Origin of the sequence: Yersinia sp. 22-579, from assembly GCF_030433455.1 — a bacterium.
In the GTDB taxonomy this organism is placed as follows: Bacteria; Pseudomonadota; Gammaproteobacteria; order Enterobacterales; family Enterobacteriaceae; genus Yersinia; species Yersinia enterocolitica.
Genome location: NZ_JAUJTZ010000004.1, coordinates 272,338 through 296,376, shown reverse-complemented (window position 1 = coordinate 296,376; position 24,039 = coordinate 272,338). Strand labels below are relative to the sequence as shown.

The window sequence follows — 24,039 nt, the reverse complement described above, 5'->3', positions numbered from 1 at the left end:
AAGTACTTTTAACGCTAAATCGGCCCAATGGTTGATGGTTTGTATTATAAGACAGCCGATAAAGTCAAATGAAGGGAAATGTCCCGTTGGGGTATAGTGGCCTAAGCCACCGAAGTGCTCTTAGGTGCGGTAAACCCTCTACTCACTGCATTATCAATAGTTCTGCTATTAACGGTGAAAACAGGCGGATCGTAAAGATGCCGTAAACCCTTCGCTGGGGGCTCGAGCCGCGCCATCCCTGGCGCGGACGCTTTACTCTTCTGCCTGTCTTCACCTTGTAAAATCAAGGTGTTTAGGTTTGTCAGTAACCTGATACCTCTAAAGAGGTATGCGTTTGATTTTATGTAAAAAATGATCAATTGGCTGCGTTTTTTTTGAGCTGGTTCATAAAAACAAATACCCACACAAAAATTGTTTGATCTAAAACAAGCATTCTCACTACAACAAATCATTTGCTGAAAATCCTCCTTACTATCTCCTTAACCCCACTGGGTGATATCTGTCATGGGTGTCTCTGGCCGAGTATTTTTCATCTGATTGCGGGTTTAAAAATAAAAAAATGACTGACTGGTGCAAGCACTGGCAGCGTCCGGTATGGAAAACACACTGGGGTAACTATTGTGAGCAAATTTATAAGACAGATGTCGGTAGGGATATTGGCTCTTTTGGCTGTAGGGGGGGTATTTTCGTTGTCGGCAGCACCTACGCCGCCGATCGAGGCCCGCAATGATAAGTTCGCGCAACAGCATGTCGATCAGTTCACATCCTGGTTGAAAACCAAAGAAAGTGGGCCGCGTGAAGATGCTTTGGCTGAAGACCCGAATCTGGTGATTCTGTGGGCCGGTTACCCATTTGCCAAAGATTATAATAAACCGCGTGGGCATGCTTATGCGGTCACTGATGTGCGGGAAACGTTGCGAACAGCCGCTCCCAAAACAGCAGAGGATGGCCCATTACCCATGGCGTGCTGGAGTTGTAAAAGCCCGGATGTCGCCCGTTTGATTAATGAGCAAGGGGAGGAGGGGTATTTTAAAGGGACTTGGGCCAAAGGTGGCCCGGAAGTGGTTAATCAGTTGGGGTGTGCCGATTGCCATGATACTGCCTCGGCCGACTTTGCGGCAGGTAAACCGGCGTTAGTGCTATCACGGCCTTATATCGAGCGCGCGCTGCAATCTATTAATAAACCCTTCGAGCATGCCAGCCGTCTGGATCAACAATCCATGGTATGCAGCCAGTGCCATGTTGAATATCACTTCGCCGGTAAAGATAAAGCGGTGAAACTCCCGTGGGACCAAGGTACTGACGTGGAGTCAATGGAGAAGTATTACGACGAAATTGCTTTCGCTGATTGGGTTCATCCACTGTCAAAAACGCCGATGCTGAAAGCTCAGCACCCAGAATATGAAACCTGGCGTGCGGGTATTCACGGCAAAAATAATGTCAGTTGTATCGACTGCCATATGCCGAAAATCCAAAACGCGGAGGGTAAAGTGTACACCGATCACCAGATCCGCAACCCCTTTGATAGTTTCGAAACCACCTGTGTTAATTGCCATACCCAAGATAAAAAAACCTTGCAGGATATTGTTGCTGAACGCAAAGCCAGCATTCAGGAACTGAAACTGAATGTTGAGAAACAGTTGGTTCATGCGCATTACGAGGCGAAAGCCGCGTGGGATGCGGGAGCAACTGAGCAAGAAATGAAGCCAATCTTGCAAGATATTCGCCATGCGCAATGGCGTTGGGATTACGCCATCGCCTCCCACGGTATTCATATGCATGCACCAGATGTCGGGCTGCGTGTGCTCGGTGGCGCATTGAATAAAGCTGCCGATGCCCGTACCAAGCTGGCGCGCCTGCTGGCTACTAAGGGAATTAGCCACGAAATCCCGCTGCCGGATATATCCACCAAACTCAATGCGCAAAAAGCACTGGGGATGGATATGGATAAGCTGAACAGTGAAAAGCAGGAGTTTCTGCAACAGGTGGTACCCGCTTGGGACGAGCAAGCCAAAAAAGCCGGCCGTTTGAGCCAGTAAAAGGCGTTCCGGTGGGGTAAAAATACCTGCCGGGGCTATTCCAGAGACAAACTGGCTCTTGATTGGAGCCGTAGCAAAGGTGGAATAACTATGCGCGTTTTACGTTCATTCTGTTCAGCGATGTTGCTGGCAGTGTTGACTCTCTACACGCTGCCTACATTCGCCACAACACCAGTAGATACACCGCTAACACAAGGTTCGCGTCATGTGGTCGAGCCACAACGAAACCCGGATGCAGCTTGTGTTCAATGTCATAAAGAACAAAAAGATGAGTTACACGGAAAACATGCCGGGGCCATTAACCCGAATACCCAATTGGCGGTAACTTGCACTAATTGTCATGGAAAAGCGGCGATACTGCATCGTAATGGCATCAAAGATGTGATGCGCTTTAACAGCGATATGTTGAATGCAGATAAGGCGATGTTTAGCGTTTCACAACAAAACAGTGTCTGCATGAGTTGTCATCAGCCAGAGAAATTGCGTGAAGCCTTCTGGCCACATGATGTACATATGCTGAAACTTTCCTGTGTCAGTTGTCATCAATTGCACCCTAAAACAGATCCGATGCACGGCCTGGATGATAAAGGGCGGGTCAAAATCTGTGTCGATTGCCACCGCCGTCAGCAGGAACTGATACCGAAGGACGCGCCATGAATACCAATCGTCGTCATTTTATTGTCAGTATGGGGGCGCTGATTTTCATGACTGGCTCATCCGGGCGTTCATTAGCGCTGAGCGGCACGATTGACGGAGTTCGTTACGGTATGCTGCATGACGAAACCCGCTGTATTGGGTGTACTGCATGTATGGATGCCTGTCGTGAGGTGAATCATGTGCCAGCGGGCGTTTCTCGATTAAATATTATCCGTAGCCAACCTATTGGTGAGTTCCCTGCGGTGAAATACCAGTTTTATCGCCACTCTTGCCAGCATTGTGATAAAGCCCCCTGTGTGGATGTTTGCCCTACCGGGGCCTCTTATCGTGATAAAGCGACAGGGATCGTTGATGTCAATCCTGACCTTTGTGTCGGGTGCCAGTATTGTATTGCCGCGTGCCCGTATCGGGTTCGTTTTATTCATCCGGTGACGAAAACCGCGGATAAATGTGATTTTTGTCGGAAAACCAATCTGAAGCAGGGTAAACAGCCGGCTTGTGTGCTGTCGTGTCCAACCAAAGCACTGACCTTTGGCAATCTGGACTCACCTGACAGCGAGTTGGTGAAGCTACTGCATCAGCGCACGGTGTATCGCGCCAAGTTACATCTGGGAACACAGCCGAAGCTTTATCGTGTTCCTTTCCAGTATGGGGAGATAACCGGATGAGTTCTGCACTGAATACGCCATTTCATTTTGAGTCATTAGTCTGGGATTGGCCGATTGCTATCTATCTGTTTTTAATTGGTGTTTCTGCCGGCATGGTGGTGGTGAGCCTGTTAGTTAAGCGGCGAGTCTTAGGTGGTAATGCTGCGCAAAGTGGCTTGTTGAAATCGACCGCGATTATCGCACCACTGGCGGTTGTTCTGGGTTTGTTTATCTTGATTCTGCATCTGACCCGACCGTGGACTTTCTGGAAACTGATGTTTTTCTACAGCACCAGTTCGGTTATGTCGCTGGGAGTGATGTTATTTCAGATCTATATGGTGGTGTTATTAGTTTGGCTGGCGGTGCTATTCCGTCATTGGATAACAGCATTATTACAGCCTTATCCTAAGCTGAGCCGGGTAAGTACGTTGCTGAATAAACTGGCCCCGATTGAACCTAAACTTGAGCCGCTGATGATGTTTTTGGCAGTGGCGTTAGGGGCTTATACCGGCTTTCTGTTATCTGCCTTGAAAACTTACCCGTTGCTGAATAATCCAGTGCTTCCGGTGCTATTCCTGTTCTCTGGTGTTTCTTCCGGTATTGCCGCCATGGTGCTGTGTTCAGTGGCATTTTTTAAAGAACCGCTCCATAGCCCGGCCTTGGCGTTTGTTCATCGGCTGGAAAAACCGGTGGTGTGGCTGGAACTTTTTCTGTTGCTGGCATTTTTTACCGGACTATGGTTTGGCGGTGGTCAGAAAGAGGTGGCGGTGACGGTCGCATTAGGTGGCGGTTTCTGGGCTTTGATGTTCTGGTTCTGGGTGATTGGTTGCGGCATGGTGCTGCCATTGGTTCTAAACCGTTATTGCAGCCATAACGTGCGCCACCGGGTTTCATTCCTGCTTACGGTTTCCGGTTTAAGTTTATTCGGCGTATTTGTTTTACGTTTCTTCATTCTTTATGCCGGCCAGATGACGGTCGTGTGATGGATAAAATAGTGTGGTGGATACAATAGTATGACAGCTGAATTGGGGCTGCTTTTACTGCTGGCGGCAGCGTCATTGGCGCTGTTGCTCGGCTGTTTGCCCTTTATTGCTTTGCATGGTCGGCGGATGCCTTTGCTATTCTGGTTGCCGTCGCTCAGCTATGGCGTCGCCTTATTTATCACACTGGCAATGTTGGCTCTGGGCTGGTGCTTCGTCACCGATGATTTCTCGGTATTGTATGTTGCTCAACACGGAAACAGTCAGCTTCCGCTATTTTATAAAATTGCAGCAATCTGGGGCGGGCACGAAGGCTCGATGTTATTTCTGTTGTTTGCCCTTAGCTTGTGGAGCGCCGCGCTAGCCTTGTCACGTCGCCATTTTCCGCTGCGCTTTTTCGCTCGCTCGCTGGGAGTGATGGGCTGGTTACTGGTTATTTTTAGTATATTTATCCTCTTTTTCTCCAATCCCTTTGCACGATTATTCCCCACACTCGGGGAAGGGCGCGATTTGAATCCGATGTTGCAGGATTTGGCGTTGATATTTCATCCTCCACTGCTTTATCTGGGTTACAGCGGTTTTGCTGTTGGTTTTGCTTTTGCGGTCGCGACCTTACTTGAAGGCAAAAGTGATCAGAATATAGCTCGCTATAGCCGCCCGTGGATATTGGCGGCCTGGAGTTTACTGAGCATCGGCATTCTACTTGGGGCGTGGTGGGCATACAGTGAATTGGGCTGGGGAGGCTGGTGGTTCTGGGACCCGGTAGAAAATGCCTCATTACTTCCCTGGCTCACCGGCACGGCATTGTTGCATGTTTTGGCGCTCAATGAACGACGCGGTTTGTATCATCAATGGGGTATATTGCTGTCATTAGTGACATTTCAGCTCTGCTTGCTAGGGACTTTTATTGTCCGCTCCGGCGTGTTGACCTCAGTCCATGCCTTTGCTGTTGATACCGCCCGTGGTGAGGCCCTGCTGGCACTATTTGGCATCGTAACATTGGTTTCATTGATGTTATTTGCACTACGGATTCGAGGTAATACTCGCGCGGCTGACTTCAACCTTTTCTCACTGGAAACCTTATTGTTAGCGGCGCTGGTATTATTAAGCATTGCGGCAGTCACGGTATTGATTGGTACACTATATCCTTTGATTTTCAGTGCATTGGGACGAGGTTCGCTCTCTGTTGGTGCGCCTTACTTCAACCTAACGCTAACGCCTTTTATGTTACTGCTGTTATTGCTGATGGGGTGGGCCCCTTTTGCCGATTGGCAGCGAAGCCGCAAAACTACGCGCTGGCGTCTGGCGGTTCCCGCGCTGCTGGCTATCCTGGGCGCGCTCTTAAGTTCGGGTTTGTATCAATCCTCATGGCAGCCAGAAATGATACCGGGTATCACATTGGCGCTTTGGGTGTTATTTGCGCCGCTGTTTGCCCCCAAGATACGTTGGCGATCATGGCTGATTCATGGCGGCGTCGCCATTAGCTTAATGGGCATGCTATTTGCCTCGTATCACTCAGTCGAGCAGGGCAGCCGCATGTCCGTTGGCCGACAAGTCACATTGGCTGGTTACCAATTTACTTATCAGCAAACCGAATTACTGGTTGGCCCTAATTATACCAGTGAGCGGGCACATATTGCCGTTAGCCAGAATGGGCAACCCATCACTATGCTGCTACCTGAGCGGCGGCACTATACAGCGCGTGAGACGTTGATGATTGAGCCAGCCATAGCCAGTGGCCCTTTTGCTGATTTCTATGCGGTGCTAGGTGATAGTTTGGGTTCTGGTGAATATAGCGTGCGTTTATATCATAAGCCGATGGTCAGTTGGATTTGGGGCGGCGCGTTGATAATGGTGTTCGGCGGCGTGTTGGCCCTGTGGCGAAGAGGCAGAGCTGCCAGTGATATTGCGGAGGATAAATGAAGCAACGGTGGCCTTGGTTGTGTGTTCCGATGCTGGCCTTTGTTTTGGGACTGGTACTTTATAGTGGCTTAAATCGTGACCCACATCATGTTGAGTTGGCAGAGAAAAATCTGCCATTCCCGGAGTTTTCCTTATCTGAATTACAGCAACCAGCGGAAAAAATAACGCGGAGTCAACTGTTGGGTAAAGTGACTGTAATCAATGTGTGGGCCAGTTGGTGTGCCAGTTGCAAACAAGAATTGGCAGTATTAGGCCAGATTGCCAGTAGCTTAAATCAAGTGCAGTTTTACGGGTTGAATTACCGCGACGATCGTCAGGCAGCATTGAATACACTTCACCGTTACAGCAACCCATATCAAAAGAACCTTTATGATCCGCAAGGGGTGTTAGCGTTGGCGATGGGGGTGTATGGCACCCCAGAAACCTGGCTTATTGATGCTGATGGAGTTATTCGCCAGCGCTATGTGGGTGAGATGACGCAGGAGATATGGCAGCAACAGTTTGCGCCATTGCTGGCGCAGTGGTCTAAGGTGGGCAGCCTATGAAAGCCATATTTCTGGCGTTATCACTGCTATTCTCACCGTGGGTATTAGCCGATTTGGTAGATACCTACCATTTTAGTTCGCCGCAAAATCAGCAGCAGGCCCTGGCATTGGCAAAAGAGTTACGTTGCCCTCAATGCCAGAATCAGAACTTATTGGAGTCGACCTCACCTATCGCGCAGGATTTGCGTTTGGAAGTTTACCGCTTGGTGGAGGCGGGGCGCAGTTCTCAGGATATTATGGCTCTGATGACCCAGCGCTACGGTGATTTTGTGCTGTATCGGCCCCCGCTGCGCAGTGCAACATGGGTGTTGTGGTTTGGGCCGGGCGTGCTGCTACTCTGCCTGTTAGGCGCTCTGGTATTGCGAATATGGCGGCGCTCAGCCTCTGGTGCGGGAGGGGGCAACTGATGATTTTAGCGATAGGGCTGGCGATAGTATTACTCGTCATTCTAATAGGGATGTGGTGGCCTTGGCTGAGGCAATATGGTCGCCTGAGTTGGCGTTGGCCGTTGGGATTTAGCCTTTTGATTCCGATACTTATCCTCTTGGGATATCAACAATTGGGTCACTATTCCTCAGTGCAACAAGAGGCTTTACGGCAACAAGAAGCTGCACGTCTGAACTCGGTGGTGGATAAACAAAGCAGCGATCCGACATTATTTCTTTTACAGCAGCGTATCCGCCAATCACCAGATAACGGCGAGCTATGGTTTAGTTTGGCACAGCACTATTTGTATCGGAATGAGTTTGAGGACGCGCTGGTGGCATTACAGCAGACAGAGCGCTTACAAGGGGTCAGCGCGGCACTTGATGCTGCACGAGCGACGCTGTTTTATTATCAGTCAGGACAGAAAATGACTGATGATGTGGTCTACTGGTTGCAGCAAGCGCTGGCAAAAGATCCTTTGCAATATACGGCGTTGATGTTGCAAGCCAATGATAACTTTACTCATGCACGCTACGCGCAAGCCATCGCGATTTGGCAACAGTTACTTGAGAGTGATAATCCCGATATTGATCGTGCGGTGATTATTCGCGCGATGACTTTTGCGCGCGCGATGCAGCCGTCATCTTAGATAAACCCTGTTGTGCTCCAAATAATAGGCAAAAAAAAACCCTTACCAATCTCATTTGGTAAGGGATGCCAATTCGGCCAACACCAGGGAAACATTATAACCGTTTATTTATCATACGATTTATTTAGGTTACTGACATGACTTAAGTCAACTTTACTCACATTACATTAATATGTTTAATGTTTATATGTGTTTGAAGAATATTTTTTAGGTTTTTTTGTTCGATGAGTCTCTTTGGCCGACAACGCGAGTCCATTAAGACGAAAGATGGTCAGATAAACAGCAGGCTGCGCCGATGAAATCATCAGAGATGATCTTTCTCAGAAAAAGAGTATGTATTGAGGAGGGGGATGACATCTGATTTGATAGCCATCTGAATGTAAAAGCATCCAGATGGCAGGGTGAAACTGGTACTTGGTGAATCTGAAGTGCCCTGGTGTTGGCGAAAATATATTCTTTTCAGACTAACTTTCTTAACGGCAGTGCGCTAAGATACTAGTTCTATTATATTAAAATCTAATTCTGCGAAGCAAAAACAGTTTAATTAACATAGGGGTATAATAATAGCTAGCCTTAGGTCTAGTTATCTAAACTATACTTTGGTCTAGGTTTTTTCTTATCGGGCATCAATTTCATATAAGAAATGTTTGTGAGGGTATGTTATACCGCATTTTCTATTGAAAACAATGCGATAAAATTGTATTGTTACATTATACACAGAGTAAAATTGGCCTATTATGATAATTGACTATTTTGATAACGAAAGTATTAATGAAGATATAAAGAACTATATTCAACGCAGAATAAAGGCCTATGGTGATCTTCGTTATTCTTATTTAGTCATGAATAAGAAAACCCCTCTGCATCCCACTATTATCTCTAATTATCCATTAGATTGGGTAAGGAAATATAAAAAGAACAGTTATCATCTTATTGATCCGGTTATTTTGACGGCGAAAGATAAAGTTGCCCCTTTTGCCTGGGACGATAATTCCGTTATCAATAAAAAATCGACGGATTCCGCCGTGTTTAAGTTGGCCCGAGAATACAATATTGTTAATGGTTATACTTTCGTACTCCATGATAATAGTAATAATATGGCAACGTTAAATATCTCCAATGGAAGCGACGATAGTATCTCTTTTGATGAAAGCATTGAAATAAACAAAGAAAAAATTCAAATGCTACTCATTCTCACACATGAAAAGATGTTAGGTCTTTACCAGAGCAATAGCGATAAGAATGAAAATCGAAACCCAAAAATAGAGCGAGACATATTCTCGCCGAGGGAAAATGAAATTCTATACTGGGCCAGTGTTGGTAAAACTTATGCCGAGATCTCAATTATATTGGGAATAAAAAGAAGCACAGTTAAATTCCATATTGGCAATGTTGTTAGAAAGCTGGGTGTTTTAAATGCCAAGCACGCAATAAGGCTTGGCATTGAGTTGAAGCTAATTAAACCTATTTAACAATACCAGGCACGACCATTGGCCAGGTTCCAAGAGTGGTTGGTTCAACTTGATGTATTCTCAATACTTTATTTATCAGTTGTTGTTGGCTATCATTATCAATACCCAGGTGTAAAAGATAAATAACTTCATTTTTCTCTGATTCACCTTGGTTCAATACCGTAATATTCCAACCCGAGCGTTTCAGTAGTATAAACATTCCTCGGCTGACTACTGTGAGTATCCCTTTATGCCCACGATCCCTGGCGTAATTCACCATAGCAAGAAACAGTATAGTACTAAGGGAACTGTTATTACCCACCATATCTCTTGCTAATGCTTTTTCAACAAAAAATCGGCTGGATTCAATAAAGCCATCAATAGGTAAGCTCACATCAGAAAAATAAGGAGCAAATGGCCCTGTAATCATGGTTGGATATTTCATGTCAATAAAGCGAACACTGCAAACAATAGTATCGTCTATTGTTCCTAATATATAATTAGTGTTCTCATCATCATATTGGTCGCTTTCTTTGCCATCAATACAGGTTACTTTCCAGTCCAGTCGATCTTTAAATGTTATTTTTCTAAGTGAGAAGATCTCGTCTAACTTCCTTTCAGGCATATTATTAAAATTTACGTTAAAGAGTTTTAACATAATAAAAACCAAAGTTATTTAATTAAAACAACATCGTACACGATCTCTATCTATGAGTGCAAACATTGAACGAGACTTAGCTAGTGTAGTAATAGCGCACTCACTTTCTCGCTATAGTACGTTTATTCTACAAACAGAGTGTCGTATTTAAATATTTTTGGCTCATGATGAGCTATAGATGCGGGGTAACAGGATTGTCGGGATCTTTTTAGGAGAAAAGTGACATTAGACAAGATTTTTATACAATAAATGGTTATAACGAAACAATGTTTCATTTTTTGTCTGAAAAGGATGCTGATGTGGACCGCAGTCCTCCACTTTTTACTAATAAAAAATTTGTTTTTCTCGTCGCAACATTTTGTTGTTTGTTGTGGGGCAGCGCCTATCCGGCCATAAAAAATGGCTATGCGCTGTTCCATATTGCAGCTGATGATATTCCGAGCAAGATGGTGTTTGCCGGGTATCGTTTTTTATTGGCAGGTTTGGTATTACTGCTTTTTGCTGTCGCTAGCGGTAAGGCTATTGGTCGCCTTAAGAAGAGCCAATATAAGCAGATTGCTATTTTAGGGCTTACACAGACAACCTTGCAGTACGTTTTTTTCTATATTGGCCTGGCATACACCACTGGGGTTAAAGGTTCTATTATGAATGCGACGGGCACATTTTTTAGTGTCCTGTTGGCGCATTATATTTATAAAAATGACCGGCTGACCTTCAATAAAATCATTGGATGTGCCTTGGGGTTTGCCGGGGTCATGGTGGTAAATTTTGGCTCGGGCTTGATGGACTTTAATTTTTCCCTGATGGGCGAGGGGTGTGTTGTGTTGGCTGCATTCATCCTTTCTGCCGCCAGTATTTATGGTAAACGTATTTCACAAACTATGGATACCACAGTAATGACAGGCTATCAGTTAGCCATTGGTGGGTTAGTTTTAACTCTGGGTGGTTATCTGTTTGGTGGATATTTGAGTGATTTTGGCTGGCAGGCTTTATTACTACTGGCCTATCTGGTGCTGTTATCGTCCGCAGCGTTTGCGCTTTGGAGTTTATTGCTTAAATATAACCGGGTCGGCATGGTGGCCCCATTCAATTTCCTTATCCCAGTTTCTGGCGCGGTGCTGTCGGCTATTTTCCTGAATGAAAGTATTTTGGAATGGAAATATGCTATTGCACTGGTGTTGGTATGTGTGGGTATTGTGTTAGTTAACCGAATTAAGCAGGGCAGAAGTTAGCTGTTGTGACTGCATGAGATAGTGTCGCGGCAATAATAGTGGTGTGCTAACCGGGCTAATAAATGTTGGTTAGCACACCCATAGGGTAATAATGAATACTGCCATTATCAGGCTTTATCGGTCACTATTTTAACTCCGACCCGGCTCACGCGGTCAGATTCCATTTCGGCAATGGTCCACGTCAGGCCATCCCACTCAATCTGGTCACCAATAACCGGTTCACCACCAAAGAGATAGAGCACGAACTGGCCGAGTGTTTGTTGTTTATCGACGCCCTGTTCCAGATTAAGACCATAAATCTGAGATATATCATCAAGCTTTGCATCTGCATCGAGAATAAAGTCGCCAAAGAAGCGCTCATCCAACTGGATGCTGGGTGACTGGCTAAACAATTTTCCTAGTGCGGGCAAGTGATGCTCCTGACCAATAACGCACAAAATATCGCCTTCTTTCAAGCGGGTATTGCCGTTGGGATGTAATAAGTCTTTGCCACGAAACAGTGCCGCAATACGCGTTTCCTGCGGCATTTTTAAATCACGCAACGCTGCGCCGATACACCACTTATCGGAGCTGAGCTGGTAAATAAACTGCTCCCACTGGTTATTTTTATCAATATCTAAACCAATCCGTGCCACCGGAGCGAGCGCGGGCGGCACCACCAATTTTGTTTTGCGCGCAGCAAATGACAAACTGGTGCCTTGTAATAGCAGCGAAACCAGCACGACAAAAAAGGCGACATTGAAGAATAAATTCGCATGGGGAATACCGGCCATCATCGGGAATACCGCCAGAATAACCGGAACGGCACCGCGTAAACCGACCCATGAAATAAAGATGCGCTCACGCAGATTAAAACTGGGGAAGGGCAGTAAGCCGATAAATACTGACAGTGGTCGGGCGAATAGAATCATCCACAATGAGAGAATTAATGCTGGAATGGCAATCGGCAACAACTCACTTGGGTTAAGCAATAACCCCAATACCAGGAACATGCCAATTTGACTGAGCCACGCCAACCCATCGAAGGTCTGTAAAATACCCGCGCGGTTGCGGATGGGGCGGTTGCCGAGCATCAGGCCACAGAGATAGACCGCCAAAATCCCGCTGCCATTCATCGCGGTGGTGAGTGAAAACACCAGAATCCCGCCACTGACTGCCAGTAATGGATATAAACCGCTGGGTAATTCTATCCGGTTGATAAGTGACAACAGCAAGCCGCCGCCACCCAATCCGATGATAATGCCCAAGCCAAATTGCTGAATCAGATGCACCAAAAACATCCAGCTCAGGCTGGATTCACCGGCGGAAATCATAGAAATCAGGGTAATGGTCAAGAATACGGCCATTGGGTCGTTACTGCCTGATTCTATCTCCAGAGTGGCACTGACTCGCTCGTTGAGGCCTTTGCCACCTAACAGTGAGAAAACGGCTGCCGCATCGGTTGAACCTATAATCGCACCAATCAATAAGCCTTGAATGATATCTAAATCAAATAGCCAGGCGGCGGCCAAACCGGTCAGGCCCGCAGTAATCAACACACCTACGGTTGCCAGCGACAGGGCCGGCCACAATGCGACACGAAAGGAAGATGCTCGGGTACGCATGCCGCCGTCTAACAGAATGACGGCTAATGCCAGGTTACTGACCAGATACGCGACAGGATAGTTATCGAAGGCAATCCCACCGATGCCGTCGGTGCCCGCCAACATACCAATGGCCAAAAAGATGACCAAAATGGGTATGCCCAACCGTGAAGAGAGTGAGCTCAGTAAAATACTGGCTCCCACCAGCACTGCGCCAATCAAAAAAAGGCTGTTAATAGTGATGGCGTCCAATGTGGGAGATCTCCTGATGTGAAAAAGCGGATAGGCCGAAATATTATACACAGATTTAGAGCGGGCAATGGGAAGATATGACCTAATTCAATGTGTTAAATAGGTCTGTATACCCGTCATACTTCAAGCCGCATGTGTGTTGGCTACGTTCGTTACTCGACCCGTCCATGGGCCTCGCCTCTACGAGGCCGCTGCAAGCAGCGTTCAAATCGGTTCCTGACCGATTTGTCACCCGAATCACTTACTACAGTAAGCTCATCGGGATTCTCTCCCTTGCCGCCTTCATGCAACTCGAATTATTTTGGGTATAAATTGGAGAGGATAGAGAGGTATAGCCAGATCGCTCACCTTTCATTGCCCAGCGGGGAATCAAGGGTGAGCGTTGGATGAAAAACTAGTCGCGTTTTAGTGCAGCCAAAGCTCTTTTCAGGGCTTCAAAGGTCACTGCTTTTTCCTGTTCAGGAAGATTATCGACAGAAAGTTGTGAAAGTTCATTGACTAATACACTGCGATCTTTGCCGGTGATCGCGCTATCCAGTGCGCCGCTGAGGCGATTAACCAAGGCCAACAAAGTGCTGAACTCGGTGACTGGCGTAGTTTCAGATGGGGGATTATTCTCAATAGATTCTTGCTTACTCATCACAATTCCTCTTTTTGTTGTCACTGCAAGTGAAACAAATCCTGATAAGGAATATACCCGTCATACTTCAAGCTGCATGTGTGTTGGCTGCCTTCGGTCACCCCAGTCACTTACTTATGTAAGCTCCTGGGGATTTACTCAGTTGCCGCCTTCCTGCAACTCGAATTACTTAGGGTATAACAGGATAGTTGCTCTGAAAGCAGAGCGCACAGTGAAGCATTTGCCATCCCGCATCTACATGATGGCCTGACAGTGTAGCGGTTTTATGACCAAAACGGTATGCGGATGAATCAATCGATTAGCAATAACATTATTCCTTTGCATAATACTTTAATTACGCCGTTTGCTGCTGCGGCTTGCCAGAAAACAAGAATTTCAGCAAAGGAATACGGCGATGTACCTCATACAACATAAACGAAATCAGGCAAACAAAGGCCATTCCTAGTATGAAACCTAGCCCGTTGTTGTCAATTTGCGGTGTCACGAAGGCACCATAAATTAAGGTCAATGGATGATGCACCAGATAGATGAAAAGAGAAGCGTTGACCAGGTAAGTCACCCGCACGGAAGGGTAGTTGAGTAAGCGATGCCCAAGAGAATAGACCACGTTAGTCATGGTCACACCGATTAACGCTTTGATGATGAGATCCAATTCAAAGGAAAAAAATTCAGCAGTATTAATATGTTGGTTTAAGTAGTAAGCGCCAAACAGCAGTATCGAGGCGATTAATGCTCCCGGTGAGAATGTGAGAAAAACCTGTTTGAGTGGCGGATAGATAAAACTATAAGCACCCAGAAGAAAGAATGGCAGATAAAAAACCGTCTCCATAACAAAGAAATTGAAAACACTATTAAAAAGTATTTCAGGGTTAAGAAGGAATATTATTCTGCGTATTACAGAATAGATGAATATGAATACAAACAATAATAGTGAGATTTTTCCTATGTTATTCATTCTTTTTATCAAACCAGGAACCGAGTGTTGTTTATTCTTCATTTTCTGGAACAGATAAAAACAGAGTCCTGTTAGTAATGCGAGTGTTAACAAAAACCATAAGTGAGAAACAACTTCCCAAATAGCAATATTTATTTTTTGATAAATTGTAAATGAATTCCAATCTTGTAATTTATTGGTGTAATTCTTTAGTAAGAAGAACTGCGGCAAAGTAATGAGGGGGATAGCGGTAATGAGCGGAATAACCACACGCTCCATGCGGACCTGGAGCCAGCGCTGGCGCTCATAGCGCTGATACAACATGAACGAAAAATAACCGGAAATAACAAAGAATACCTGCATGCGAAAAGCATGGATGAAATCATTCAATAGGGTAAATACCAATGAAGAGTGGCTGCTATTCACCGCCCAATGATTGCTGGAGTATATAAGAGAAAGATGAAAAGGAATGCCGAGTAACATCAAATAGGCGCGGATGGCGTCTAAAAAGTACTCCCGTTGGTTAGTGTTTTTTTTCATACATATTCGCTAGTTGTTATCGGAATTAGAATAACGCATCCGATTTTTTCCCAGAATGTTTTATTATCGTAATTATTCATTGGTAACTATATACGTTATCAATGGATCAGTGTGACGAGAAACACTACTATAAGGGTTAATGATTTTCCATAGCGTATTTTAGTCTGGCTTGTGGCTTAGCCACTGGTTTAAACAATGAGCTGGCAGTGTAACTTCGGGTTAAACAATAACCGGGATTTATCTGCTTGACCTGCTGGATAAACCGTCAATAATTTGGCTGTTGTGATTTAGGGGGAGATGTGGGAGTTAATATTTTGTCGAACGTCAATAGAATGTCAAAAGGGTCACGCGCGATCAGCGTTAGATGGCTGGGGGTTACTCTCTTGCTGTCATTATTCACTTCTCAGGCCATGGCTTTTTCGTTAGATGATGTGGCTAAGCAGGCACAAGCCCTGGCGGGTAAAAGTTTCGAAGCGCCGAAAAGCAATCTTCCATCGCAATTTCGTGAAATGAAGTTTGCCGACTATCAGCAGATTCAGTTTAACCATGATAAATCGTATTGGAACAAACTGGACACGCCATTTAAATTAGAATTTTATCACCAAGGCATGTATTTCGACACACCGGTGCAAATCAATGAAGTCACCGCCACCAGTGTGAAGCCTATCAATTATAGCCCAGACTATTTCAACTTTGGCTCGGTCAAGCATGATCCTGAGTCAGTGAAGAATTTGGGTTTTGCTGGTTTCAAAGTGCTATATCCCATTAACAAAGCGGATAAAAAAGACGAAATCGTCAGCATGTTGGGGGCCAGTTATTTTCGTGTGATTGGTAAGGGCCAGGTTTATGGTCTTTCTGCGCGCGGGCTGGCAATTGATACAGCATTGGCCTCCGGTGAGGAGTTCCCACGTTTTCGCGAGTTCTGGATTGAGCGACCAAAGCCTAATGATAAACATTTAGTTATCTATGCATTGCTGGATTCCCCGCGTGCAACTGGCGCTTATAAATTCATTATCTATCCGGGGCGTGACACTACTATTGATGTGCAGGCGAAAGTTTTCCTGCGCGACAAAGTCGAGAAACTGGGGATTGCACCATTAACCAGTATGTTCCTGTTTGGCCCAAGCCAGCCATCTGCGGTGCTGAACTATCGCCCAGCGTTGCATGATTCCAACGGCCTTTCTATTCATGCTGGTAATGGTGAATGGATTTGGCGACCACTGAACAATCCTAAACACTTGTCAGTCAGCACTTATACTATTGAAAATCCGAAAGGGTTTGGTTTGCTGCAACGTGGCCGTGAATTCTCTCAATATGAGGATTTAGACGACCGTTACGATTTACGGCCAAGTGCCTGGGTTGAACCACGCGGCGATTGGGGTAAAGGTAAAGTTGAGCTGGTGGAAATTCCGACGGCAGATGAAACCAACGATAATATCGTGGCTTTCTGGACTCCGGATGTCCTGCCGGATGCCAAAACTTCGCTTGATCTGAATTACCGCCTGCATTTCACCCGTGATGAAGAGAAGTTACATTCACCAGATGTGGCTTATGTAAAACAAACTCTGCGTTCAACCGGTGATGTGAAACAGTCGAATCTGATCCGTGAGCCAGACGGTAGTGTCGCTTTCCTGGTTGATTTTGTTGGTCCAGTGCTGAAATCACTCGATGAAAATGCGCCACTGGCTTCACAGGTCAGTATCGATGACAACGGTGAGTTGATTGAAAACAGTGTTCGTTACAATCCAGTGACCAAAGGCTGGCGTTTGACACTGCGGCTAAAAGTTAAGGATGCCAAGAAACCAATAGAAATGCGCGCTGCGCTGGTTAACGGCGATAAAACCCTGACTGAAACCTGGAGCTATCAGCTACCTGCCAATGAATAAGTCAAATCAATCTCCTGTACAGGATTATATTGCCAACTTGCCCCTGACTGCGCAGCAGCAGGGGGCGTTGCGCGATGCTTTACCCGAGGATGTGCTGTTGACCAGCACACCTGATGCGATACCTCGGGTTCATCAACAATTAGCTGCTGGCACTGCTGACAGTGTGAAATTCAGTGAGCAAGACAGTGCATTGGCTTCGGTCAATGCACGTTTGCAAGCGGCATGGCCTGATGCGTTGGATGATGGCAAGCTATTGGCGCAAGACGACGAAGGGCGCACGGTTATTCATGCCACGCCACCGATCAAGCGCACCAGCATGGCTCCGCAGGCTTGGCGTACCAATCCAGTTGGGCGTTTTTGGGATTCATTACTGGGCCGTAGCCCTGTTTCACGTGCACAAACACATGAACAGGCTCTTGCCGAGAAAAAATGGCGTAGCGTCGGTTCTCTGCGCCGCTATATCTTGCTGATACTGATTGTGTTGCAAACCGCCATTGCGACCAGCTATATGAAGACTATTCTGCCTTATCAGGGCTGGGCATTGATCGATCCTTTCGCCATCTGGCAGCAAAACTGGCAGGTTTCGGTCATGCAGTTGCTGCCTTACTTACTGCAAACCGGTATTCTCATTTTGTTCGCTGTGCTGTTTTGTTGGGTCTCCGCTGGCTTCTGGACCGCGCTGATGGGGTTCCTGCAATTACTGATTGGTAAAGATAAATACAGCATTTCTTCCACTATCAAAGGGGATGAAGCGTTAAATCCGGCACATCGGACGGCGCTGATTATGCCTATTTGTAATGAGGACGTGGAGCGGGTGTTTGCTGGTTTGCGCGCGACTTATGAGTCGGTGGCGGCCACTGGGCAGCTTGAGCACTTTGATATTTATGTGCTGAGCGACAGTTATGACCCTGATATCTGTGTGGCGGAGCAAAAAGCCTGGCTGGAATTGTGTCGTGATGTTGATGGGCATGGCCGTATTTTCTATCGCCGCCGTCGCCGTCGGGTAAAACGCAAAAGTGGTAATATTGATGACTTTTGCCGCCGTTGGGGCAGCCAGTATAGCTATATGGTGATTCTGGATGCTGACAGCGTGATGAGTGGTGGGTGTTTGACCGGGCTGGTGCGGCTGATGGAAGCCAATCCGAATGCCGGGATCATTCAGTCTGCACCGAAAGCATCAGGCATGGATACGCTGTATGCCCGAATCCAGCAATTTGCTACCCGTGTTTATGGCCCACTGTTCACTGCCGGTTTGCATTATTGGCAGCTGGGCGAGTCCCATTATTGGGGCCATAACGCCATTATCAGGGTGAAACCATTTATTGAGCACTGTGCACTGGCACCGTTGCCAGGTGAAGGCTCATTCGCTGGTGCTATACTCTCTCATGACTTTGTCGAAGCGGCATTAATGCGCCGTGCCGGATGGGGGGTGTGGATTGCCTATGATCTGCCGGGCAGTTATGAAGAATTGCCACCTAACCTGCTTGATGAGTTAAAACGCGATCGCCGCTGGTGTCACGGCAACCTGATGAACTTTAGGTTGTTCCTGGTTAAGGGTATGCATCCGGTGCATCGGGCGGTGTTCCTTACCGGCGTTATGTCCTACTTATCAGCGCCGTTGTGGTTTATGTTCCTGGTGTTATGTACTGCGCTGCAAGCAGTGCATACCCTGATGGAGCCGCAGTATTTCCTGCAACCGCGTCAGCTGTTCCCGGTATGGCCTCAGTGGCGACCGGAATTGGCGATTGGTCTGTTCTCCACCACGTTGGTATTACTGTTTTTGCCTAAGTTACTCAGTATCATTCTTATCTGGGCCAAAGGGTCGAAAGAGTACGGTGGGCCGATTCGTCTGTTGCTGTCAATGCTGGCGGAAATGCTGTTCTCCGTATTACTGGCACCGGTTCGAATGCTTTTCCACACGGTGTTTGTAGTGAGTGCCTTCCTCGGCTGGTCAGTGCAGTGGAATTCACCACAACGCGATGATGATGCTACGCCGTGGAGTGAAGCTATGGTGCGCCACGGGCCACAGTTGATGCTAGGTGTGGTTTGGGCCAGTGGTGTGGCCTGGTTGGATCTGCGTTTCTTGTGGTGGTTATCGCCGATCGTTTTCTCGCTGATCTTGTCTCCGGTGGTCTCGGTTCTGTCCAGCCGCCGTACCTTGGGATTGGCTAGCAAACGGGCGAAATTATTCCTGATCCCTGAGGAGTATAATCCGCCACGGGAATTGGTCGCGACGGAAGAGTATCTGAAACTTAACCATCAGCGAGCGCTCAGCGACGGTTTCTTCCATGCGGTGATGAACCCATCCTATAACGCGTTAGTCAGCGCGATGGCAACGGCTCGTCATCACACTCGTGCGATTATCGAACAATATCGTACCGAGCGGGTGGCAGAAGCGCTTGAGGTAGGGCCGGAGAAATTGGCCAAATTGCAGCGCTTAGAATTGCTGAGCGACCCGGTCATGATTTCACGTTTGCACCAGCAAGTTTGGCAGCAGCCGGAACAGTACCCAATTTGGAACGGCCATTATCGCCAACTGGCGCATAATCTGAAGGCTCTCCCCGCCGCGAAATAGCGGGTAGGTCAAAATAGAAAAATGGGCTCAGTGATGGCCCATTTTTTCTGTGAATATGAAATTTTCTGTGAATATGAAGAGCCGATTGAATCCATGTCTACCTTGATCCACCGCTGGCATTCCTTGATGCGCATTATCATCCTCGGGGCCGGGATTATGTTGTTATCCGGCTGCGGCAGTATTATCAGCCGCATCGTGCCGGGGCAGGGGCATGGACACCAATATTACCCCGGTGTGCAATGGGATATGCGCGCAGGGCCATGGAAATATGTCACGGTTATCGATGTCCCATTATCAATGATTGTTGATACCTTTATGCTGCCGATTGACGCTCATCACGGCCCCTATGAATAACAATAGGTGACTTCTGTATGCCATCTCAACCCGCCAAATCGTTTGACTCATCCGTTTTGCCATCAACCTCAGTGATGCGTGTTGCCAGGCCTACTGATAACATTAAATTAATCAGTGAGATGTATTGCCGAGGTTTGGGTTTTTCTGAACTAGGCAGTTTTGCCGATCATCAGGGATTTGACGGTGTCATTTTGGGACACCCACATCACGCGTACCATCTGGAGTTCACTCATCATCGTGGTGTTCAGGTAGGGCGGGCGCCGACGTCGGATAACCTATTAGTATTTTATCTGCCAGACGAGAAGCAATGGCACAGTCAGTGTCAGCAAATGTGTGCTGCGGGTTTTTGTCAGGTGGCGTCTTATAACCCGTATTGGGATGTGAGCGGCAAAACCTTTGAAGATATCGATGGTTATCGAGTGGTGCTACAGCAACGTGAGTGGGTTGTGTAAGTTCAGATTGTATCGTTAATGAAAAAACCTGCCACTGGGGCGGGTTGATTGCAGACAAAACCCAACGACTCGATCTTGCAAGGGGAGAACAGGCAGAAGAGTAAAGCGTCCGCGCCAGGGATGGCGCGGCTCGAGCCTACAGGGAGGTATTTACGGCGTCTTTACGATCTGCCTGTTTTCACCGATACGGGCACTTTGTCATTAATCTCAACCCGCCATTGGGGCGGGTTGAGAAATGCGACAGATTAAGTCTGGTTATCAGGCGGTTTGCTGGCCCTGAGTGTTGTTCATCAACCGGCGAATAGGCACGATAAGCAATATCAATACCGCTGCACAGATAACCAAAGCAATGGAGCAACGAGCAAACAGGGTTGGCAGCATATCAAGTTGATCCGCTTTAACATGACCCCCAATCAAGCCCGCAGCCAGATTGCCCAGTGAACTGGCGCAGAACCACAGCCCCATCACTTGACCGCGCATTCTGTCGGGTGCCAGTAAGGTCATCGTCGCCAGCCCGATAGGGCTAAGGCACAATTCGCCTAATGTCAGCAGCAGAATACTCATCACCAACCACAATGGTGAAACACCCGCGCCACCGCTGCTGAGAACATGTTGTGCGGCGTACATCATCACGGCAAAACCTGCCGCAGCACATAAAATACCAATCACGAATTTAGTGATACTGCTGGGTTGAATCTTTTTCTTCGCCAGTGCTGGCCACGCCCAACTGAATACCGGTGCTAATAGAATGATAAACAGCGCATTAATTGACTGGAACCAGACTGTCGGGATTTCAAAACCCATCACCATACGGTCGGTATAGTCGTTGGCAAACAGGTTAAATGAGGTTGGTTTCTGTTCAAAGGCAGACCAGAAGAAGGCCGCAGAGACTAACAGGATGAAACACACCAATAAACGGGCGCGATCTTTACGGCTCATTTTGGCAAAAGCGAACAGATAGACAAAATAGAGTGTTACGGAGGCGGCAATAACATACACCAGCAAGCTGGCAATCATCACCGGATTAATGGGGATAACGCCCTGTGAAATAAGCGCAATAATCACTACCACCACAGCCATAATGGCGGTAACCCATTTGCCCACCCCCTGACGCTGGTTGGTCGGTTTATTCCAGCTTGAATCCAGACCCACTTCTGCGTCATAGCGCTTCATGGCCGGTATGGCAAAACCACGGAAGATAAGTAATGCCACCAGCATCCCAATCCCGCCAATACCAAAGCCCCAATGCCAGCCGTGGGTACGCAGCAACCAGCCAGAGAGCAGCGGTGCGATAAACGACCCCATATTGATACCCATATAGAACAGTGAAAAACCACCGTCGCGACGGGCATCACCCGGTTTATAGAGGGTGCCGACCATAACCGAGATACAGGTTTTGAATAGACCGGTACCCAGAACAATAAACACCAAACCGATAAAGAACAGGTCATTGCCGAAGAAGGCTGAGAGGGCAATGGACAGATGTCCCAATGCAATCAGAATCGAACCGTACCAAACTGCGCGCTGTTGGCCCAGCCAGTTATCCGCTAACCAGCCGCCGGGTAACGCTGCCAGATACATACTCCCGGCAAAAATCCCGACGATAGCTGAAGCTTGTTCGCGCGGCAGGCCCATACCACCATCAAAAACGGTGGCAGCCATAAAAAGAATTAAGAGAGGACGGATGCCGTAGAACGAGAAACGCTCCCACATCTCGGAAAGAAATAGTCCACTGAGCGGATAAGGATGCCCAAAGAACGTACGACCGCCAGGGGTGTTAGTAGAGGTTTGCATAAAGTCTTCCCATAGAATCGCCTTAAAATGAGCGAATAAACCCGTCATCGAGTGTCATCTCTTTGCACTGTAGTCAGTGGTTTGAGTTAACACGCGTTACAGTAGAATTTAACGCAATAATAACGTCATTTTTTAATTTCCACCGGGGGTTATATCGTATTTTTAGATGAAAAGTCGACATGCATTACAATTATCAATCAGTTTAAACCGAATTTGATGGTTGTTTCCGCTGTTATTATGTGTGTAGTTCGGACGTTCATGCTGAAAAATCGCTCAGCAATGGGCGCTTTTATCAAGAAAAAAAGGGGAGGGTGTATTAACTATCATGTCGCTGTTGGGGGGCGCGTTGCTGTGCCTTTAAAGGTTGGCGTTGCAAACACCAGTAAGAGTAAAGGGCATTAAATAGCACGACTACCGCTGTGACACAGAATACCGCCCGGAAACCGTAGCTGGCAGATACCGCCGCACCGAGTAATGGGCCACTGACATTACCCACATCACGGAATGATTGGTTATAACTGAAAATTCGGCCCGCGACCTGATTGGTACAGTTATAAATCAGCAAAGTTTGCACTGCAGGCAACAATGCACCATCTGTTGCACCTAATAAAAAGCGCAAAATACCCAGTTGTAGCGGGGTTTGAACAAAGGCCATCGGGATAAGAATCAGCACAGATAATGCCAGCATGGCGATCAAAATGCGCTCTGGCCCGATTCTATCCCCCAGCTTGCCTAATCGAGGTGCACTTATCAATGCAGCTACACCGGGTACTGAGGCAATCATGCCACTGACAAAGGCCAGATTATGAATGTCACCGGCCAGTTCACGCACATACAGTGTCAAGATGGGCGCAATCGAACCGGTCGCAATCTGAATGATCATGGTGGTGACAAACAGACTAAGGATTAACTTAGGGTTTTTCAGTGAGTTAAATACCTGTCGTCCATTGAGCATGTCTTTTTTCAACACCGGAGCAAACTGCTCCCTGACATAAAACCAGGTCATGACAAAGCAGGCGAATAACACCCCAGCGGTAATAAAGAACACCGGCCGTAATCCATAATTATCTGCCAGCAACCCACCAATCAGTGGCCCGATTAATGCGCCGCTGACTCCGCCTGTCGAGAGTGTACCCAGTGCCCAGCCACTTTTATTGCGCGGTACTTGGGTGGCAATCAGCGCATTGGCATTAGGAATAAATCCGCCCAACAACCCCAGCAGGGCGCGTAGAGCCAAAAACTGCCAAATATTTTGCGCCATCCCCATCAGCACCATCACAATCCCCATGCCGAGCGCTGATCGCAGTAGCATAATCTTCCGGCCTTTACGGTCGGCAAGGCTACCCCAGAAAGGGGCGGCAATGGCTGAAAACAGGAATGTAATACTGAACACCAGACCCGACCACATGTTTAATGACTGGTGGCCGCTCACCCCTAATTCCTCCACATACAGTGGCAAGAATGGCATGATCAAACTAAATGCCGAGCCGGTTAAAAAACAACCTAACCAGGTGACAAACAGGTTTCTTTTCCAGTTAACAGATTGTGGTGCCGAAGTCATAAATTACCGATTAAGCAAGGGATTGCTTCTCAACAAGCTGATCGCTTTGCGTCTCTTTATTCGTCGATAGGGGCGTTTGAAAGGGGCAACAAAGCACAAGAATAAAACAGTTAGCTTGATAAGTATGCGCTTATAGAGCATTCACATCAATGAGATGAATGTTAGTTTTTATTAAAATGGAAAGCGGGTTTGAAATGCGGGGATATGCTTATTCTATTTGGTAATAATGGAATAAAAAGCTACTGCACCAGCGGCGCAGCG

20 protein-coding genes and 1 pseudogene are annotated in these 24,039 nt (G+C 47.0%); 15 read left to right on the top strand and 6 right to left on the bottom strand.

From position 1 onward, the window contains the following. The first annotated feature begins 641 nt into the window (after window positions 1-641). From nrfA to yenR, 9 genes are all read left to right on the top strand, one after another. Window positions 642-2,039 (top strand): ammonia-forming nitrite reductase cytochrome c552 subunit, encoded by a 1,398-nt coding sequence (nrfA, locus tag QSV56_RS07230; protein ID WP_050130013.1) that lies wholly within the window; start codon window positions 642-644, stop codon window positions 2,037-2,039. Window positions 2,040-2,129: 90 nt separating this feature from the next. Then, window positions 2,130-2,696: a cytochrome c nitrite reductase pentaheme subunit gene (gene nrfB / locus QSV56_RS07225; protein ID WP_050328328.1), complete on the top strand. Its 567-nt coding sequence runs from the start codon at window positions 2,130-2,132 to the stop codon at window positions 2,694-2,696. Then, window positions 2,693-3,364 carry a cytochrome c nitrite reductase Fe-S protein gene (nrfC, locus tag QSV56_RS07220; RefSeq protein WP_019079832.1) on the top strand — a complete coding sequence of 224 codons (672 nt, stop codon included), beginning with the start codon at window positions 2,693-2,695 and terminating at the stop codon, window positions 3,362-3,364. The genes nrfB and nrfC overlap by 4 nt, the downstream gene beginning before the upstream one ends. Further along, window positions 3,361-4,326, top strand: a complete 966-nt coding sequence (gene nrfD, locus QSV56_RS07215) for a cytochrome c nitrite reductase subunit NrfD (protein WP_019083425.1) — start codon at window positions 3,361-3,363, stop codon at window positions 4,324-4,326. The genes nrfC and nrfD overlap by 4 nt, the downstream gene beginning before the upstream one ends. A gap of 30 nt (window positions 4,327-4,356) precedes the next feature. Next, complete coding sequence (locus QSV56_RS07210; RefSeq protein WP_050130017.1) at window positions 4,357-6,246, top strand: heme lyase CcmF/NrfE family subunit; 1,890 nt, start codon at window positions 4,357-4,359, stop codon at window positions 6,244-6,246. Further along, complete coding sequence (locus tag QSV56_RS07205) at window positions 6,243-6,791, top strand: DsbE family thiol:disulfide interchange protein (RefSeq protein WP_050130019.1); 549 nt, start codon at window positions 6,243-6,245, stop codon at window positions 6,789-6,791. Before QSV56_RS07210 ends, QSV56_RS07205 begins: the two co-directional genes overlap by 4 nt. Then, window positions 6,788-7,198: a heme lyase NrfEFG subunit NrfF gene (nrfF, locus tag QSV56_RS07200; protein WP_050162183.1), complete on the top strand. Its 411-nt coding sequence runs from the start codon at window positions 6,788-6,790 to the stop codon at window positions 7,196-7,198. Before QSV56_RS07205 ends, nrfF begins: the two co-directional genes overlap by 4 nt. After that, window positions 7,198-7,866 (top strand): cytochrome C heme lyase, encoded by a 669-nt coding sequence (locus tag QSV56_RS07195; RefSeq protein ID WP_050130023.1) that lies wholly within the window; start codon window positions 7,198-7,200, stop codon window positions 7,864-7,866. The genes nrfF and QSV56_RS07195 overlap by 1 nt, the downstream gene beginning before the upstream one ends. 737 nt (window positions 7,867-8,603) lie before the next feature. After that, window positions 8,604-9,338, top strand: a complete 735-nt coding sequence (gene yenR / locus QSV56_RS07190; RefSeq protein WP_046694871.1) for a LuxR family transcriptional regulator YenR — start codon at window positions 8,604-8,606, stop codon at window positions 9,336-9,338. On the opposite strand, the gene QSV56_RS07185 is transcribed toward yenR, so the two are convergent. After that, the gene (locus tag QSV56_RS07185; RefSeq protein WP_046694872.1) at window positions 9,331-9,975 is read right to left on the bottom strand and encodes an acyl-homoserine-lactone synthase; all 645 of its coding nucleotides are present in this window, start codon (window positions 9,973-9,975) and stop codon (window positions 9,331-9,333) included. The two genes, yenR and QSV56_RS07185, sit on opposite strands and share 8 nt — an antisense overlap. Window positions 9,976-10,274: 299 nt before the next feature. Between QSV56_RS07185 and QSV56_RS07180 the strand changes: the two genes are divergently transcribed. Further along, complete coding sequence (locus QSV56_RS07180; protein ID WP_026018265.1) at window positions 10,275-11,207, top strand: DMT family transporter; 933 nt, start codon at window positions 10,275-10,277, stop codon at window positions 11,205-11,207. 107 nt (window positions 11,208-11,314) lie between these two features. Here QSV56_RS07180 and QSV56_RS07175 read toward each other — a convergent pair whose 3' ends face one another. From QSV56_RS07175 to mdoC, 3 genes are all read right to left on the bottom strand, one after another. Beyond that, a complete protein-coding gene (locus QSV56_RS07175) occupies window positions 11,315-13,042 on the bottom strand; it encodes a potassium/proton antiporter (RefSeq protein ID WP_005160140.1) in 1,728 nt (575 codons plus the stop codon). Window positions 13,043-13,436: 394 nt separating this feature from the next. Further along, window positions 13,437-13,682, bottom strand: coding sequence for a hypothetical protein (locus QSV56_RS07170; protein ID WP_019079824.1), 246 nt, complete (start codon window positions 13,680-13,682; stop codon window positions 13,437-13,439). Window positions 13,683-14,016: 334 nt separating this feature from the next. Then, complete coding sequence (mdoC, locus tag QSV56_RS07165; RefSeq protein WP_046050734.1) at window positions 14,017-15,156, bottom strand: glucans biosynthesis protein MdoC; 1,140 nt, start codon at window positions 15,154-15,156, stop codon at window positions 14,017-14,019. A 332-nt stretch (window positions 15,157-15,488) separates the two neighbouring features. Between mdoC and QSV56_RS07160 the strand changes: the two genes are divergently transcribed. The 5 genes and pseudogenes from QSV56_RS07160 to QSV56_RS21935 form a co-directional block, all read left to right on the top strand. Then, on the top strand, window positions 15,489-17,042 hold the full coding sequence (locus QSV56_RS07160) for a glucan biosynthesis protein G (RefSeq protein ID WP_019079822.1): 1,554 nt from the start codon (window positions 15,489-15,491) through the stop codon (window positions 17,040-17,042). After that, on the top strand, window positions 17,035-19,617 hold the full coding sequence (gene mdoH, locus QSV56_RS07155; RefSeq protein WP_046694873.1) for a glucans biosynthesis glucosyltransferase MdoH: 2,583 nt from the start codon (window positions 17,035-17,037) through the stop codon (window positions 19,615-19,617). The genes QSV56_RS07160 and mdoH overlap by 8 nt, the downstream gene beginning before the upstream one ends. 93 nt (window positions 19,618-19,710) lie before the next feature. Then, the gene (locus QSV56_RS07150) at window positions 19,711-19,971 is read left to right on the top strand and encodes a YceK/YidQ family lipoprotein (protein WP_032901839.1); all 261 of its coding nucleotides are present in this window, start codon (window positions 19,711-19,713) and stop codon (window positions 19,969-19,971) included. A gap of 17 nt (window positions 19,972-19,988) precedes the next feature. Next, the gene (locus tag QSV56_RS07145; RefSeq protein WP_019079819.1) at window positions 19,989-20,423 is read left to right on the top strand and encodes a hypothetical protein; all 435 of its coding nucleotides are present in this window, start codon (window positions 19,989-19,991) and stop codon (window positions 20,421-20,423) included. A 143-nt stretch (window positions 20,424-20,566) separates the two neighbouring features. Continuing rightward, window positions 20,567-20,638: pseudogene (locus QSV56_RS21935) on the top strand (gluconate 5-dehydrogenase); the annotation flags it as partial. 43 nt (window positions 20,639-20,681) lie between these two features. On the opposite strand, the gene QSV56_RS07140 reads toward QSV56_RS21935, so the two are convergent. Beyond that, window positions 20,682-22,217 carry a peptide MFS transporter gene (locus QSV56_RS07140; protein WP_005170801.1) on the bottom strand — a complete coding sequence of 512 codons (1,536 nt, stop codon included), beginning with the start codon at window positions 22,215-22,217 and terminating at the stop codon, window positions 20,682-20,684. Window positions 22,218-22,533: 316 nt separating this feature from the next. Further along, the gene (gene mdtG / locus QSV56_RS07135; RefSeq protein ID WP_046050736.1) at window positions 22,534-23,778 is read right to left on the bottom strand and encodes a multidrug efflux MFS transporter MdtG; all 1,245 of its coding nucleotides are present in this window, start codon (window positions 23,776-23,778) and stop codon (window positions 22,534-22,536) included. Between the last annotated feature and the right edge of the window lie 261 nt (window positions 23,779-24,039).

What these genes read in the sequence shown, in the direction of transcription:
- nrfA (WP_050130013.1), top strand. Translation starts at nt 642, where the DNA reads ATGTCGGTAGGGATATTGGCTCTTTTGGCTGTAGGGGGGGTATTTTCG.
- nrfB (WP_050328328.1), top strand. Translation starts at nt 2,130, where the DNA reads ATGCGCGTTTTACGTTCATTCTGTTCAGCGATGTTGCTGGCAGTGTTG.
- nrfC (WP_019079832.1), top strand. Translation starts at nt 2,693, where the DNA reads ATGAATACCAATCGTCGTCATTTTATTGTCAGTATGGGGGCGCTGATT.
- nrfD (WP_019083425.1), top strand. Translation starts at nt 3,361, where the DNA reads ATGAGTTCTGCACTGAATACGCCATTTCATTTTGAGTCATTAGTCTGG.
- QSV56_RS07210 (WP_050130017.1), top strand. Translation starts at nt 4,357, where the DNA reads ATGACAGCTGAATTGGGGCTGCTTTTACTGCTGGCGGCAGCGTCATTG.
- QSV56_RS07205 (WP_050130019.1), top strand. Translation starts at nt 6,243, where the DNA reads ATGAAGCAACGGTGGCCTTGGTTGTGTGTTCCGATGCTGGCCTTTGTT.
- nrfF (WP_050162183.1), top strand. Translation starts at nt 6,788, where the DNA reads ATGAAAGCCATATTTCTGGCGTTATCACTGCTATTCTCACCGTGGGTA.
- QSV56_RS07195 (WP_050130023.1), top strand. Translation starts at nt 7,198, where the DNA reads ATGATTTTAGCGATAGGGCTGGCGATAGTATTACTCGTCATTCTAATA.
- yenR (WP_046694871.1), top strand. Translation starts at nt 8,604, where the DNA reads ATGATAATTGACTATTTTGATAACGAAAGTATTAATGAAGATATAAAG.
- QSV56_RS07185 (WP_046694872.1), bottom strand. Translation starts at nt 9,975, where the DNA reads ATGTTAAAACTCTTTAACGTAAATTTTAATAATATGCCTGAAAGGAAG.
- QSV56_RS07170 (WP_019079824.1), bottom strand. Translation starts at nt 13,682, where the DNA reads ATGAGTAAGCAAGAATCTATTGAGAATAATCCCCCATCTGAAACTACG.
- mdoC (WP_046050734.1), bottom strand. Translation starts at nt 15,156, where the DNA reads ATGAAAAAAAACACTAACCAACGGGAGTACTTTTTAGACGCCATCCGC.
- QSV56_RS07160 (WP_019079822.1), top strand. Translation starts at nt 15,489, where the DNA reads ATGTCAAAAGGGTCACGCGCGATCAGCGTTAGATGGCTGGGGGTTACT.
- mdoH (WP_046694873.1), top strand. Translation starts at nt 17,035, where the DNA reads ATGAATAAGTCAAATCAATCTCCTGTACAGGATTATATTGCCAACTTG.
- QSV56_RS07150 (WP_032901839.1), top strand. Translation starts at nt 19,711, where the DNA reads ATGTCTACCTTGATCCACCGCTGGCATTCCTTGATGCGCATTATCATC.
- QSV56_RS07145 (WP_019079819.1), top strand. Translation starts at nt 19,989, where the DNA reads ATGCCATCTCAACCCGCCAAATCGTTTGACTCATCCGTTTTGCCATCA.
- QSV56_RS07140 (WP_005170801.1), bottom strand. Translation starts at nt 22,217, where the DNA reads ATGCAAACCTCTACTAACACCCCTGGCGGTCGTACGTTCTTTGGGCAT.
- mdtG (WP_046050736.1), bottom strand. Translation starts at nt 23,778, where the DNA reads ATGACTTCGGCACCACAATCTGTTAACTGGAAAAGAAACCTGTTTGTC.